The sequence below is a fragment of the Streptomyces sp. NPDC012510 genome, assembly GCF_042955065.1.
In the GTDB taxonomy this organism is placed as follows: Bacteria; Actinomycetota; Actinomycetes; order Streptomycetales; family Streptomycetaceae; genus Streptomyces.
The window spans coordinates 45,805-58,821 of record NZ_JBIBEN010000005.1 but is presented as its reverse complement, the minus strand read 5'-3'; the positions used below and the strand labels follow the sequence as shown (position 1 = coordinate 58,821).

At 71.8% G+C, this 13,017-nt stretch carries 13 protein-coding genes; 5 read left to right on the top strand and 8 right to left on the bottom strand.

From position 1 onward, the window contains the following. Nucleotides 1-107 precede the first annotated feature (107 nt). Complete coding sequence (locus tag ACFY9I_RS10410) at nucleotides 108-710, bottom strand: hypothetical protein (protein ID WP_390999304.1); 603 nt, start codon at nucleotides 708-710, stop codon at nucleotides 108-110. 11 nt (nucleotides 711-721) lie between these two features. Continuing rightward, the gene (locus tag ACFY9I_RS10405) at nucleotides 722-1,222 is read right to left on the bottom strand and encodes a hypothetical protein (protein ID WP_390999301.1); all 501 of its coding nucleotides are present in this window, start codon (nucleotides 1,220-1,222) and stop codon (nucleotides 722-724) included. A gap of 219 nt (nucleotides 1,223-1,441) precedes the next feature. On the opposite strand from ACFY9I_RS10405, the gene ACFY9I_RS10400 reads away from it, so the two are divergent. Then, nucleotides 1,442-2,110 (top strand): hypothetical protein, encoded by a 669-nt coding sequence (locus tag ACFY9I_RS10400; protein ID WP_390999298.1) that lies wholly within the window; start codon nucleotides 1,442-1,444, stop codon nucleotides 2,108-2,110. 31 nt (nucleotides 2,111-2,141) lie between these two features. On the opposite strand, the gene ACFY9I_RS10395 is transcribed toward ACFY9I_RS10400, so the two are convergent. Beyond that, nucleotides 2,142-4,499, bottom strand: coding sequence for a PQQ-binding-like beta-propeller repeat protein (locus ACFY9I_RS10395; RefSeq protein ID WP_390999296.1), 2,358 nt, complete (start codon nucleotides 4,497-4,499; stop codon nucleotides 2,142-2,144). 391 nt (nucleotides 4,500-4,890) lie between these two features. Continuing rightward, complete coding sequence (locus ACFY9I_RS10390; RefSeq protein ID WP_390999293.1) at nucleotides 4,891-5,757, bottom strand: VOC family protein; 867 nt, start codon at nucleotides 5,755-5,757, stop codon at nucleotides 4,891-4,893. A gap of 335 nt (nucleotides 5,758-6,092) precedes the next feature. Here ACFY9I_RS10390 and ACFY9I_RS10385 point away from each other — a divergent pair, with 335 nt between their 5' ends. Then, nucleotides 6,093-6,740 carry a TetR family transcriptional regulator gene (locus ACFY9I_RS10385; protein WP_390999290.1) on the top strand — a complete coding sequence of 216 codons (648 nt, stop codon included), beginning with the start codon at nucleotides 6,093-6,095 and terminating at the stop codon, nucleotides 6,738-6,740. Nucleotides 6,741-6,967: 227 nt separating this feature from the next. Here ACFY9I_RS10385 and ACFY9I_RS10380 read toward each other — a convergent pair whose 3' ends face one another. Next, a complete protein-coding gene (locus tag ACFY9I_RS10380) occupies nucleotides 6,968-7,456 on the bottom strand; it encodes a nitroreductase/quinone reductase family protein (RefSeq protein WP_390999287.1) in 489 nt (162 codons plus the stop codon). A gap of 83 nt (nucleotides 7,457-7,539) precedes the next feature. Continuing rightward, the gene (locus tag ACFY9I_RS10375; protein WP_390999284.1) at nucleotides 7,540-8,913 is read right to left on the bottom strand and encodes an acyl-CoA dehydrogenase family protein; all 1,374 of its coding nucleotides are present in this window, start codon (nucleotides 8,911-8,913) and stop codon (nucleotides 7,540-7,542) included. 124 nt (nucleotides 8,914-9,037) lie between these two features. On the opposite strand from ACFY9I_RS10375, the gene ACFY9I_RS10370 reads away from it, so the two are divergent. The 3 genes from ACFY9I_RS10370 (at nucleotide 9,038) to ACFY9I_RS10360 (ending at nucleotide 11,511) form a co-directional block, all read left to right on the top strand. Beyond that, complete coding sequence (locus tag ACFY9I_RS10370) at nucleotides 9,038-10,216, top strand: acetyl-CoA acetyltransferase (RefSeq protein WP_390999282.1); 1,179 nt, start codon at nucleotides 9,038-9,040, stop codon at nucleotides 10,214-10,216. Nucleotides 10,217-10,310: 94 nt separating this feature from the next. After that, nucleotides 10,311-10,736, top strand: coding sequence for a pyridoxamine 5'-phosphate oxidase family protein (locus ACFY9I_RS10365; protein ID WP_390999279.1), 426 nt, complete (start codon nucleotides 10,311-10,313; stop codon nucleotides 10,734-10,736). Nucleotides 10,737-10,869: 133 nt separating this feature from the next. Next, nucleotides 10,870-11,511, top strand: a complete 642-nt coding sequence (locus tag ACFY9I_RS10360) for a pyridoxal 5'-phosphate synthase (protein ID WP_391000360.1) — start codon at nucleotides 10,870-10,872, stop codon at nucleotides 11,509-11,511. 24 nt (nucleotides 11,512-11,535) lie between these two features. Here the strand turns inward: ACFY9I_RS10360 and ACFY9I_RS10355 are convergent, their stop codons facing one another. Both ACFY9I_RS10355 and ACFY9I_RS10350 read right to left on the bottom strand, forming a co-directional pair. Beyond that, on the bottom strand, nucleotides 11,536-12,333 hold the full coding sequence (locus ACFY9I_RS10355) for a methyltransferase domain-containing protein (RefSeq protein ID WP_390999276.1): 798 nt from the start codon (nucleotides 12,331-12,333) through the stop codon (nucleotides 11,536-11,538). A gap of 85 nt (nucleotides 12,334-12,418) precedes the next feature. Further along, on the bottom strand, nucleotides 12,419-12,856 hold the full coding sequence (locus ACFY9I_RS10350; protein WP_390999273.1) for a hypothetical protein: 438 nt from the start codon (nucleotides 12,854-12,856) through the stop codon (nucleotides 12,419-12,421). Nucleotides 12,857-13,017 lie beyond the last annotated feature (161 nt).

Genomic DNA, 13,017 nt, shown 5'->3' with positions numbered 1-13,017 from the left:
CGCTGACCGCGCAGACCGCGCAGACCGCGAAAACCGGGGCATCGCGGAGAGTGAGGACTTCATACCCGTTCTCACGTGCGGCCTTTCCCCGGTGTTCAGCCCGGCTCTCAGCTACTGGTCCAGAGCGCCTCGGGCTCGACCTCGCACTCCTCCACCTCGGCGAGGTCGTCCGGGTCGCCGACGTACACCTTGACCTCGGCCACCCCGTTCGCGGACACGGTGACCTTCTCGTCGTCCGCGACCACCGTCCGGCCCGCCTTGTCGACGAAGGCCACCTCGGTGACGAAGTCCGCCTCGTACGCGTTGGGGTTCGTGACCTCGACGGTCGCGTACGGATGGGCGGAGGAGGCGCAGCTCACCAGCTTGGCGGTGCCGTCCTCCGGGGACTCCCCGGGGTCCTCTGTACTGTCGCCGCTGTCGCCGCTGCCGCTGGACCCGTCGTCGTACGGGTCGTCATAGCTGTCGTCGTAGTCGTCGTCGTAGTCGCTCTTGCCGAGACCGGACGTGCCGCCCGAGGACGATGACGAGGAACTGTCGTGGTCCTGGGACGAGGAGCTGCAGCCCCCGCCGCCCCCGTCACTTCCGCCGCTGGAGCCGCTGGAACCGGAGCCGCCGGAACCACGCCCCGTCGAGAACCCGGTGAGGGCGAGTACGACGATCACCGCCGTCGACGCGAACCTCAGCCCGCGCGCCCGTGTGCGCCCGCGCATCACGCCCCCGCTCAACCGGTGTAACGGGACAGGTCGGTGAGCTTGCAGCTTCCGCCGCTGAACTCGGCGTCGCCCACCGCGCTCTGTGGCGCGGTGACGTCGAGGGTGTCGGAGGAGCCCGCGGGCACCGACGCGATGCCGCCGTCCTCGGCGGTGTGCAAAACCTTGCCGTTGGAGTCGGTGAACTCGACGTCGAACTTGTAGGTGTACGTGCTGGTCGAGCTGCTGTTGGTGGCGCGGACGCGGGCGACGAGGCCGTTGTCGTAGGTGCAGGTCTCGATCTTCAGATCCCTGGCGGCGCCCTTGGAAGCGGACGACCCGCCCGTCCCCGTGGTGGTGCTCCCACCCGTGGACGTCGAGCTGCCGCCGTCACTGCCGCCGCTGGAGCTGGAGGAACTGCTGGAGGAGGAACTTCCGCCGGAGCAGCCTGCGCCGCCGGAGCCGCGGGCTCCGGTGAGGGCGATGACGGCTATGCCGAAGACGGCGACGGCGCGGACATGACGAGACTGCACTTTCTCAACCCCCGTTGAGTAGCTTCGCGTTGCTGTCACTCCTGCAAATCGGACGAGTCCGGTGGCAGGTGCACGACACCCTAACAGCCCGCAGAGCCCCGGAAATCCGTGCAAGCGGCACTCACCGGACGGACGGGCGACCGGCACCGCACGGCCGCCGAGGGGGAGAATCCGACCGACCGTGAACCTGAGGGACGTCGAGTGCGGAGAGAGCGACTCATGACCATCAACCGGCCCGGACTGCCCGGGGACTTGCCGGCGGCCGAGGTGCTGTGGGCCCGTTGGGCGCTCGTCGCCGTGCTGGAGGCCACCACCGAGGACGAGCAGGCGGGGCATCACCGTACCGGAACCTGGGTGGACGACAAGGGACTCCATCTCGACGACTGCGGCTGCACCTGGTGGGGATTCGAACCGCGTGGGGAGGGGCGGTTCGTGCTCTTCGGCGAGGACGAGTCGAGCGGCGTCCGATGGCACGAGCCGCCGGTCGACGTGCTCGCCGACGCCCCCGGCTGGCTGCCCCACGACCGGCTGACGGAGCTGGTGGACAGCGGTGAACTGGGGTGTGCCTACTGGTACGAGAACGGCGTCTGGGGCCGGTCACCGTACCCGGCGACCCTGGACGACGACGGACTCGACTGCGGTCTGAGCCGCTTCGTCGACAGGACGGCGGTGCTGCGGACGATCGGCGACTCGGACCACGGTGCCATGCCGGCCGGCGAGGCCGCGACACTGCTGGACGCCGCCGAGGACTACCGGCTGACACCCGACCTGCTGCTGTCCCTCGTCGCCGAGCCCGACCGGCGGGAGTGGGACCGGCCCGCCATGACCAGGGCCCTGGAGCGCGCGGGCCTGAACGCCGAGGTCCAGAACCGGGCGACCGGGGCGTAGGCCTCGCCCAGGTCACTCCTCCGCACGCCCCTCACGAGGTCCGCGCCGTCCCCGTCCCCTTCTCCGCGTCCAGCGCGTACACGCATCTGTCCTTGCTGCACGCGTACACGACCCCGTCCTTGACGACGGGCGACCCGGTGATCTCGCCGCCGGTCGCGAGCTTCCAGCGCAGTCGGCCGTCGTCCGCCTTCAGCGTGTACAGCAGGTGATCCGTCGAACCGAAGTGGATACGCCCCTCCGCCACCGACGGCGCCCCCACGATCTCGCCGCCCGCCTGGAACCGCCACTTCGGCGTCCCCGTGACCGCGTCGAGGGTGTAGAGCCCCTTGCCGCTGCCGACGTGGACGTGCCCGGCGGCGACGAGGACCGGCTCCAGGGAGGAGCGGGACTCCGTCGCGATCCTCCACCGGTCGCGGCCGTCGGTCGCGTCGAGGGCGTAGACCGTGCCGAGGTAGTCGGCAAGGTAGACGCCACCGCCGGTGACGGCCGGGCCGGGCGCGAACGTCGGCGCGGACAGGAACACCGCCGGCGCCTCGAAGTGCCAGCGGACGTGCCCGCTCGCGATGTCGACGGCCAGGACGCGGCTTCCGGCGGCGATGTACACATAGCCGTCGGAGGCCGGTGTCAGCCGCACCGGGACCCCGCCGCAGGACGCCGCGTCCCCGATGGGGTACGACCAGCGCTCGTCGCCCGTACGGGCGTCCAGGGCGCGCAGGCGGGCGTCCTTCCAGATGTACACCGTGCCGTCCTGGACGACGGGGCCCGCCTCGGCGGACTCGAAGTCGGCCTGGGCGCCGGTCAGCTCCCACAGCTTCTGCCCGTTGGAGGCCTCCCAGCCCTGGACGCCGCCGCCCCGGGTGGCGGTGACCACCGTGCCCCGGTCGGCCTTCAGGGAGTACACCCAGGCCTCCGTGGACAGCCGCCACAGGTCACCGCCCTCACGGGCGTCGAGCGCGAAGAGGGTCGGGCCGTCGGAGGCGTGGATACGGCCGTCCGCGACCGCCATCGACCAGGCGACGTCGCGGGTCTTGAAGCGGCGCCGGCCGGTGGCCACGTCCAGCGCGTGCACCTCGAAGGAGGTGACGTAGACGAGGTCGTCGGCGACGGACGGGGTGCCCCAGACGTCGTTGGACATGCGGAAACGCCAAGGGCGCCAGCCCGAGGCCGCCGGTTCCGGGGCGGGCGGGACGGTCGCGGAGGGCGCGGGATCCGCGCCGTTCACGCCGGCGCGCGGCCGGGACCAGGACGCGGCGAGGCCGGCCTCCGGAGGGGGCGCCTTCACGGCGGCGGCGCGGGCGTCGGCCACGCGCGGACCGGGCCCGATGGGCACCTGGCCCCCGGCGAGCCGTACCGGGCCGGTGTCGGGGGCACCGTGGGCGACGGGCGCGGGATCGTACGGGGGTGGGGGCGGCGGTACGGGGGCGGGCGGGCGCGGACCGGCGCCGGACCCGGCACCACCGCGGCCGCCGGAGGTCTGCTGCTTGGGCGCCGGGCGTCCGCCCCGGCGGGTCTCGATCAGGCTGACCGCCTTCTCGGGCAGCCACGCCGACGCCGTGCCGCTGTCGTCCGAACCGGAGCCGAAGAGGTGGGGCGCGAGCTGGGCCTGGAGGTCGGCGGGGTTGGGGCGGGCCGTCGGGTCCATCTGCATACAGGACTCGATGAGCGGCCGGAGATCGTCCGGGAGACCGGAGAGGTCCGGGCCCTCGCGCAGCAGCATGAAGACGGTCTCCACGGGGTTGGCCCCGTGGAACGGCGCATGACCGGTGGCGGCGAACACGAGCATCGAGCCGAGCGAGAAGACGTCGCTCGCACCCGTCACGCTCCGCGAGTCCTTCGCCTGTTCGGGTGACATGTACGCGGGCGTGCCGACCGCCACATTGGTCATCGTCAAACGCGTGTTCGAGACGCCGGACGCGATGCCGAAGTCGATCACGCGCGGGCCGTCCTCGACGACGAGGACGTTGGAGGGCTTGAGGTCACGGTGGACGAGTCCGGCGCCGTGGATCGACTGGAGGGCCTCGGCCACGCCCGCCGCGAGCCAGCGGACGGCCTGGACCGGCATCGGTCCGCAGTCGTTCACTATCTCCTCGAGCGAGGGCGCGGGAACGTACGCGGTCGCCAGCCACGGCACGGCGGCACGCGGGTCGGCGTCGACCACGGCGGCCGTGTAGAAACCGGACACCGCGCGGGCCGCCTCGACCTCACGCGTGAAACGGACCCGGAAGAGCTGGTCCTCGGCCAGCTCCGTCCGCACCGTCTTGATCGCCACGCGCCGACCCGACGCGGAGCGCGCCAGATAGACCAGCCCCATGCCGCCGGCACCCAGCCGTCCCAGCACCTCGAACGGCCCGATCCGCCGCGGATCGTGCTGCGTCAGCTGATCCACCACTTGCCCTGCCACCTCCCCGTACGGACCGCGTCACCCACGTAGTGTGCGCGACCCCCGTGCAGCGTCTCACCACCGCACCGCCATGGCGGCACGCACCCCGATTCTTCCTGCTACCGGGGGCAGGTTGCGAACCCGGGGGCGGATCGGGGTGTCTCAGGACAAAACCATGTTGTCCGCGTCTCGGGAAGCGGGAGCCCGGATGGTGGGACACCTCGGCGAACGGCGTACCACCGGCGCACAACCCCGTACGTCTGCCCATCCGGCGTCCCCGGTACTCCTCCGGCGCCGTGCGCCGACGCCCGGACCCCCTCACCACCCACCGTCCGGCAGCCGTCTTCCCGCTGGTCAGCAGCCATCCCCCGGCCCGGCCGAACGCACGTGCTCCCCCTGGTCAGGCCTCGTCCCCGTGCTGGTCGTCGCCCTGTTGCCGGAGCTCGTCCGGGCGCTGCTCCGCCTGGTCCCCCGCCCGCGGAGCCTCCCGCCAGCCGCTTCCGCCCCCGCGCTCGAGCAGCGCGAACGACGCCCCTTGGCTGTCCGTGACGACCGCCACATTCCCGTACGACGTGTCGAACGGCGGCACCTGGACCCGGCCCCCGAGCCGGCCTACGGTCCCGAGGGCGGCCTCGCAGTCCTCCGTCGCGAAGTGGACCAGGAAGTGCGGCGGCATCTCCGCGGGGAAGACGTCCGTGAGCGTGGCCCGGCCGAAGTCGGGGGCCGCGTCCGGGCCGAAGAGGGCGTCGTGGAAGAGGTCCGCGTAGAAGGAGTTGGCCGCCTCGGTGTCCCGGGTGTAGAGCTCGGCCCACGCGAAGGTGCCGGGTTCGTGCCGCCGCCCGAAGCCGAGGTGCGCGGCAGCCTGCCAGAGACCGAAGACGGCTCCCTCCGGGTCCGTGGCCAGCACGGCCGTGCCCAGCGTGCCGACCGGGGTCGGCGGGGTGATCACCTGTCCCCCGGCCGCGGTGATCCGGGCCGCGAGGGCGAACGCGTCCGGCGTCGCGAAGTGCACGGTCCAGACGGTGGGCAGCCGCCCGTCGGGCTTGGGGGCGAGGGCGGCGACGGGGGCGGTGGGCTCGTCCGAGGCGTAGGCCCACACCTCGTGGGCACCGTCGCCGGGGGCCACCGCGAAGGTCCAACCGAAGAGTTCGCCGTAGAACCGCTTGCCCGCCTCCACATCGGGCAACTGGGCGTCCACCCAGCACGGGACACCCTCGGGGTACGCGACGGCTCCCGTGTCGGCGGCGCCTCCCGTCTCATCGGCCATAGGCCCAAGCTAAGGGCCACACCCGGCGAACGCCCGCCGAAGGCGCCCGGCCGGGGCGAGCGGGAAGGACGTGCCCGAGGTGTGCGGCCCCTTTCAGGACTCCGTTTTCAGGGGCGCGGGGAACTGCGCGAGAACCCCCACCGGCCCGCACCCGACAACGCACCCGAGGGGGTCGAAGGGGCGCGGCCTCTGGGAAGGGACGGGTAGGGGCGGCGCGGGCGAAAGAAACCCGCCAACGCGCCCGCCCTCACCCCACGAACCCCTTGGTAAGGCCCTTGCTCCCCATTTGCAGTCGGCCGAATCGCGTTCCGATCACCCCTCGGTAAGCTGACGGCATGACAGGACAAGTGCGTACCGTCGACGGCCGCGTGGCCGGCCGACGAGGGCAGGCGACCCGGCAGAAGCTGCTCGACTGCCTCAGCGAGATGCTCAACTCGTCGCCCTACCGGGACGTCAAGGTCATTGATGTCGCCCGGAAGGCGGGGACGTCACCGGCCACCTTCTACCAGTACTTCCCGGACGTCGAAGGCGCCGTCCTGGAGATCGCCGAGCAAATGGCCACGGAGGGCGCCACGTTGACAAGCCTCCTCGAAGGCCGCTCCTGGGTCGGCAAGGCCGGCTGGCAGACCGCCCAGGAACTCGTCGACGGTTTCCTGGAGTTCTGGCGCAGGAACGACGCGATCCTGCGCGTCGTCGACCTGGGCGCCGCCGAGGGCGACAAACGCTTCTACAAGATCCGCATGAAGATCCTGAACTCGGTCACCAACTCCCTCTCGCAGACGGTCTCCGAGCTGCAGGCCAAGGGCCGCGTCGACAAGGACGTCAACCCGGCGGCCCTCGCCGGCTCCCTCGTCGCCATGCTCGCTTCGGTCTCCTCGCACCAGAAGGGCTTCCAGACCTGGGGCGTCAAACAGGCCGAACTGAAGCCCAACCTGGCCCTGTTGGTCCACATGGGCATTACCGGGAAGAAGCCCACGAAGTAACCGGGCACACTCCCTCCGGCCTGCCCCGGACGCGATTCCTGTCAAGCAGGCGGCACCCTCGACCGAGGCGGCCGTCCGCCGCGTTCAGGGGGCCAGTCACACCCGGGAGGGGGCCGGGACGGCTCTCGGAGCAGCCGAACCGACCCGGGCAGCCGAACCAACACGGGCAGCCCAACCGATCCAGGCAGCCGAACCGACCCGCGCAGCCGAACCAACCCGGGGGCCACTCAGCGCCGTACGATCCGGAACACCCGTATCTCCCGGTCCACCCGGGCCTGATACGTCGAGTACGGCGGCCAGAACCTCAGCAACTCCTGCCACACCGCGGCCCGTTCCTCGCCCCGCAGCAGATGCGCGGTGACGGGGATGTCCTCGCCCTTCCAACTGATCTCGGCGTCCGGGTGGGCCAGCAGGTTGGCGCTCCAGGCAGGGTGGCCGGGGCGGCCGAAGTTCGACCCGACGAGGACCCAACTGCCACCGCCCGATTCCGGCATACAGGCCAGCGGCGTACGACGCGGCACCCCGCTGCGCGCCCCGGTGGCGGTCAGGACGACACCCGGCAGCAACTGCGCGCTGAGCAGCACCCGGCCCCGGGTGACCCGGTGCACGGCCCGGTCCAGCGCGGGGATGACATACGGCGCGACCCGGGCGAACGCCGGAGCCGAGGACACCTTCTGCACCAGCCGCACGCCCAAGCCCTTCATCCCCTCCCGCATCCCGTCCACCTTCCCGTGAGCCCTCCCGTGGGGCCTCCCGTCGACCATCTCGTGAGCCCTCTCGTCCGCGCCCCTCGAAGCCATCAGCCCCGCGCCTCCCCGCGCTCGTCCCGCCCGCCGCCCGTGAAGAGCTCCGCCGCGTCAGCCGCCCGCCCGCGCAGCCGGTGCACCGGCCCGAAGAGCAGTTCGTCCCCGGCGGCCCGCTTGAAGTACAGGTGGGCCTCGTGTTCCCAGGTGAACCCGATCCCCCCGTGCAACTGGATCCCTTCCCCGGCGGCGAACCGCAGCGCCTCCAGGGCCTCGGCGAGCGCCAGGCCGCCGACCCGCTCCCGGCCGCTCTCCCCGCCCACCCGCTCCCGGCCCGCGCCGCACCCCCCGGCGGGCCCGGCCCCGGCCGCCCAGGCCGCGTAGTACACCGCCGACCTGGCCGCCCGCACACGCACATACACCTCCGCGAGCCGGTGCTTCACCGCCTGGAACGACCCGATCGGCCGTCCGAACTGCTCCCGCTGCCGCACATGCGCGACCGTCCGCTCCAACGCCCGGTCGGCGGCGCCCACGGCCTCGGCGGCGAGTACGGCGGCGGCCGCGTCCCCGACCTCGGCCAGGGCGGACAGCACCTCGCCGCCACCGCCACCGCCACCGTCGCGACCGAGCAACTCCCCTTCCACGTCGCGTAGTTCGAGCCGCGCCATCGGCCGCGTCTCGTCGAGGGAGGTCTGCCGCATCCGCACGAGCCTGGACTCGGACTCGGAGCCGGAGCCGGAGTTGGAGCCTGAGTTGGAGCCGGAGCCAGATCCGGGACCAGGGCCGGAGCCAGGGGCAGATCCGGAGCCTCCCTGCCCGCTCTGCGCCCGTACGAGAAACAGCAGGGTCCGTGAGCGAGTGAACCCACCGGTGTGGGCGGCCACGAGCAGCAGGTCCGCGCTGTGCCCGTCGAGGACCTGTCCGACCTCTCCGTAAAGCCGCCAGCCCTCCCCCGCACGTCGTGCCTGCACACCGCCGGCCCGGCCGCCACCGGCCCAGGCGCCCCGGTTGTCACCGGTCAGCGCCAGCGCGGTTGCCAGGGCGGGGCCCGGTACGGCGAGGGCGGCGGTGAGCTGTCCGGAGGCGAGGCGGGGCAGAAGTTCGGCGCGCTGCCGCTCGGTGCCGAGGGCAAGGACCAGGGGCGTGACGAGGACGGAGGTGGACAGCAGCGGCGAGGGGGCCAACGTGCGGCCCAACTCCTCGGCTGCCAGAGCAAGTTCGGTGACCGAGCAGCCGACACCGCCGTACACCCCCGGGAGGGCGAGTCCCGGCAGACCGAGCTGTTCGGAGAGGACGGCCCAGAGCGCGCCGTCGTACCCCTCCCCGGTCCGCACGGCCGCCCGGACCTCCTCCGGACCACAGCGCTTGAGCAGCAACTCCCTCAGCGTGCGCCGGATCTCCTCCTGCTCGGCGGTGAAGCGGGCATCCATGCCAGGCCCCTTCCCGAATTCCCCGCGGCACGGGGGCGAGTTCCCCGTCGCCATCTGACGGTTCGTCATATTAGGCCCGGCGCACCCTGATGCACAGACTCATACCTGATGTACCGTCAGATTTATGGCTTCCGTGGCAGGTCGACGCAAGGTGGCGATCGTGGGCGCGGCCCTCTCCGCCTGCGGCCGGGTGGACGGTGTGACCCCGTACGCGCTCCACGCGCAGGCAGCCCGTCGGGCCCTCGCCGACGCGGGGCTGGAGCGCACGGCGATCGACGGTCTGGCATCGGCCGGCCTCGGCACACTGGCGCCGGTGGAGGTGGCGGAGTATCTGGGCCTGCGGCCGACCTGGGTGGACTCCACCTCGGTCGGGGGCGCGACCTGGGAGGTGATGGCGGCGCACGCGGCGGACGCGATCGCCGCCGGGCACGCGAACGTCGTCCTCCTCGTCTACGGCTCCACGGCCCGCGCCGACATCAAGGCGGGCCGCCGCACCGGCAACCTCTCCTTCGGAGCGCGCGGCCCCCTCCAGTACGAGGTCCCCTACGGGCACACCCTGATCGCCAAGTACGCCATGGCCGCGCGCCGCCATATGCACGAGTACGGCACGACCCTGGAACAGCTGGCCTCGGTGGCCGTCCAGGCGCGGGCGAACGCGACGGCCAACCCCGAGGCCATGTTCCGCACCCCGATCACCGTCGACGACGTGCTGTCCTCCTCGCCGATCGCCGACCCGTTCACCAAGCTCCACTGCTGCATCCGCTCCGACGGGGGCGCGGCGGTCCTGCTGGCGGCCGAGGAGTACGTACGGGACTGCCGGCCGACGACCCCCGTCTGGATTCTCGGCACCGGCGAGTACACCTCGCACACCACCATGTCCGAGTGGCCCGACTTCACGGTCTCCCCGGCGGCGGTCAGCGGCCGTCTGGCTTTCGAGCGCGCGGGGGTGGGACCCGCCGAGATCGACTTCGCCGAGCTCTACGACGCCTTCACCTACATGACCCTCGTGACCCTGGAGGACCTCGGCTTCTGCGCGAAGGGGGAGGGCGGCTCCTTCGTCGAGAAGAACCGTCTGACTCTCACCGGCGAGCTCCCGGTCAACACCGACGGCGGCGGTCTCTCCGCCCAGCACCCGGGCATGCGCGGGCTCTTCCTCCTCGTCGAAGCCGTACGCCAACTGCGCGGCGAGGCCGGCGCCCGTCAGGTGCGAGCCGCCGACGGCCACGTCCCCCGTCTGGCGGTGGCCTCGGGGACGGGCGGGTGGTTCTGCTCCTCGGGGACCGTGGTGCTGGGGCGGGAATGACGCCTCAGGCGGAATAGGACGTGGCGCCGACGGGCTGAACGGGATCGAATGACAGACGAAGGTGTCCCCGTACAGCGGTTCCGGAGGAAGTCACATGACACTGTCCCGCAAGGAGCGCGAGGAGTTTCTGGCCGAGGCGCACGTAGCCGCGCTGGCCGTGGCGGCCGGGGAGGGAAGGGCGCCGTTGACGGTGCCGATCTGGTACCAGTACGAACCCGGCGGCGACATCTGGGTGATGACCGGGCTGGACACCCGCAAACACCGGCTGATCCAGGCCGCCGGCCGCTTCTCTCTGATGATCGACCGCCTTGAACCGACGATCCGGTACGTCTCCGTCGAGGGCCCGGTCACCGACACGATCCCCGCCACCATCGACCACCTCCGCGAGATCTCCTCCCGCTATCTCCCGGCCGAGAAGGTCGACGACTACATGGACTTCGCCACCGAGAACCACGGCGAACAGGTCATCATCCGCATGCGCCCCGAACACTGGCTCTCCTCGGACCTGGGCACGGTGTGACAATCGGGGCATGAGTGCCGACGCGTCTCCCCCGCCCCTGTCCCCGTCCCCGCCTCTGTCCCCGTCCCCGCCCCCGTCCTCGCCTCTGTCCCCGTCCCACCCCGACTCCCGGTCCTCCGATTTCGTGCGGGCCATGCGGGTGCTGCGGGTGTGGGATCCGCAGGTCACCGCGCTGCCGTCGTTCGACCCGGGAACCGCGCCCGCCGAACCGGTGGCGCTGTTCACCGCGTGGTTCGGGGAGGTCGTGGCGGCCGGGGAGGTGGAGCCGCACACGATGTCGCTGGCCACGGCGGACGCGGAGGGGCGGGCGGATGTGCGGACGGTGATGCTGCACGACGTGGACGAGCGGGGCTGGCACTTCGCGTCGCACGCGAGCAGCCGGAAGGGACGGCAACTCGCCGCCCGCCCGTACGCGGCGCTCGGCTTCTACTGGCCCCTCCTCGGCCGCCAGGTGCGGGTGCGGGGCCGGGTCGCGGTCGAACCCGCCGAGGCCGCCCACGCGGACCTGCACGCCCGCTCGACGGGTGCGCTGGCCGCGGCCCTTGTGGGCCACCAGAGCGAAGTCCTCTCCTCTTACGCGGAGTTGGAGCGCGCGTCGCAGGCCGCGTGGGAGCGGGCCGAGCGGGAGCCGGACGTGGCCGTACCGTCCTGGACGGCGTACGTCGTGGAGCCGGACGAGGTGGAGTTCTTCCAGGGCGACGCACGGCGACGGCACGTACGGCTCGACTACCGCCGGGAGGGGGACGGTTGGGCCACCGAGTTGCTGTGGCCCTGAGAACGCGGTGTGCGCCGGGAGCGATCAGACCTTCTCCCACACCGACACATGCTTGGTGCTGTCGTTCGTGAACGGCTCCCGCGCCCACCCCTCCCACCGGTTCCGCAACCGCATCCCGGCCAACCGGGCCATGAGATCCAGCTCGGCCGGCCAGACGTACCGGAAGGGGACCGACAGACGCACCGTCCCCTCGTCGGTGGCCATCACATGGTGCGACCGCATCCCCTGCGTCGCCACGTCGTACTCGTCGAACCCGAGCCGCTCCGGAGTCACCCGGAACGGCACCGTGTTCTGTCCCGGTGGCAGTCTCCGCAGGTCCGGCACACCGACCTCGATCACGAAACAGCCGCCGGGCACGAGGTGCGCGGCGGCGTTGCGGAAGCAGTCCACCTGGGCGTCCTGCGTGGTCAGGTTGTTGATCGTGTTGTAGACGAGGTAGGCGACGGTGAAGCCGGGGCCAGGGCCGTCCACCCTGGTCGTGGCGAAGTCGCCGATGGTGACCTCGATGTCCTCGCCGCCCGGCTTGGCCCGCATCCGCTCCACCATGGCCCGTGACATGTCGATCCCGTGCACCCGCACGCCCCGACGGGCGAGCGGCAGGGCGATACGTCCGGTGCCGACACCGAATTCGAGAGCGCGAGGCTCGCCCCGTTCCCCCGCGAGCCGGGCGATCAGCTCCACGGCCGGTTCCACGGCCTCCGGACGGAACATCTCGGCGGAGGTCTCGTCGTAGTACGCGGCGACGGCTTCCCCGAAGTGCCCGTCGGGGTCGTCGCCGTCGTCGTATCCGCGGCTTCCGTCGTCGAGTCCTTCTGCAGCCATACCGGGACCGTACCGACGCGCCACAGGCGACCGCACACGATTTTCCGCGCGCGCCGACCGTCTCCGGCCGTCTCCGGCCGTGCGGTCATGACAGCAGTATGCGCGTCCCCACCACGGCCAAGAACCCGCAGGCGAGTGTGAACAAGGTCTGCACTACGGCGGTGACCGGCATCCTCAGGCAGGCGTGCGTGACGGCGCTGGTCGCCGCCACGGCCGGGACGCCCCAGACCAGGAGCCACATCCAGACGGGTGTGTCGCGGGAGTGCACGGTGGCGGAGGAGCGCGGCTGGTGTGTGGTGCCCATGCCGAGCATGACGAGCAGCATGGTGGCGACGACGACGATGACCGCGTCCGCGATCAGGAGCAGCAGGGCGATCGCGATGTCGATCAGCCAAGAGGGACGTTCGCGGGCCCGGGGAGGCGCCGGGGCGTCCTGGTCGTCCTGGTCGTCCTGGGCGTCCTGGTCGTCCTGGTCGTCCTGGGCGTCCTGGTCGTCCTGGGCGTCCTGGGGCGGTGTGGCCATGAGTCGACTGCACCACGGAATGGTCTGTTCGGCACCGGGCGGGGACGGATGGGAATCCGACCGTGATGCTCGGTCACCGTGAAGGCCGGGGGTCGTGGTCGTTCAGCATGATCTAGTTCCGCATCAGACAACCTTTGCCTCGTAGTGACGTGACGTGCCGT

Excerpts from the sequence above, each read along its gene's own strand:
- ACFY9I_RS10410 (WP_390999304.1), bottom strand. The coding sequence starts at position 710 with ATGCGCGGGCGCACACGGGCGCGCGGGCTGAGGTTCGCGTCGACGGCG.
- ACFY9I_RS10400 (WP_390999298.1), top strand. The coding sequence starts at position 1,442 with ATGACCATCAACCGGCCCGGACTGCCCGGGGACTTGCCGGCGGCCGAG.
- ACFY9I_RS10390 (WP_390999293.1), bottom strand. The coding sequence starts at position 5,757 with ATGGCCGATGAGACGGGAGGCGCCGCCGACACGGGAGCCGTCGCGTAC.
- ACFY9I_RS10385 (WP_390999290.1), top strand. The coding sequence starts at position 6,093 with ATGACAGGACAAGTGCGTACCGTCGACGGCCGCGTGGCCGGCCGACGA.
- ACFY9I_RS10380 (WP_390999287.1), bottom strand. The coding sequence starts at position 7,456 with ATGCGGGAGGGGATGAAGGGCTTGGGCGTGCGGCTGGTGCAGAAGGTG.
- ACFY9I_RS10375 (WP_390999284.1), bottom strand. The coding sequence starts at position 8,913 with ATGGATGCCCGCTTCACCGCCGAGCAGGAGGAGATCCGGCGCACGCTG.
- ACFY9I_RS10370 (WP_390999282.1), top strand. The coding sequence starts at position 9,038 with ATGGCTTCCGTGGCAGGTCGACGCAAGGTGGCGATCGTGGGCGCGGCC.
- ACFY9I_RS10365 (WP_390999279.1), top strand. The coding sequence starts at position 10,311 with ATGACACTGTCCCGCAAGGAGCGCGAGGAGTTTCTGGCCGAGGCGCAC.
- ACFY9I_RS10360 (WP_391000360.1), top strand. The coding sequence starts at position 10,870 with ATGCGGGTGCTGCGGGTGTGGGATCCGCAGGTCACCGCGCTGCCGTCG.
- ACFY9I_RS10355 (WP_390999276.1), bottom strand. The coding sequence starts at position 12,333 with ATGGCTGCAGAAGGACTCGACGACGGAAGCCGCGGATACGACGACGGC.
- ACFY9I_RS10350 (WP_390999273.1), bottom strand. The coding sequence starts at position 12,856 with ATGGCCACACCGCCCCAGGACGCCCAGGACGACCAGGACGCCCAGGAC.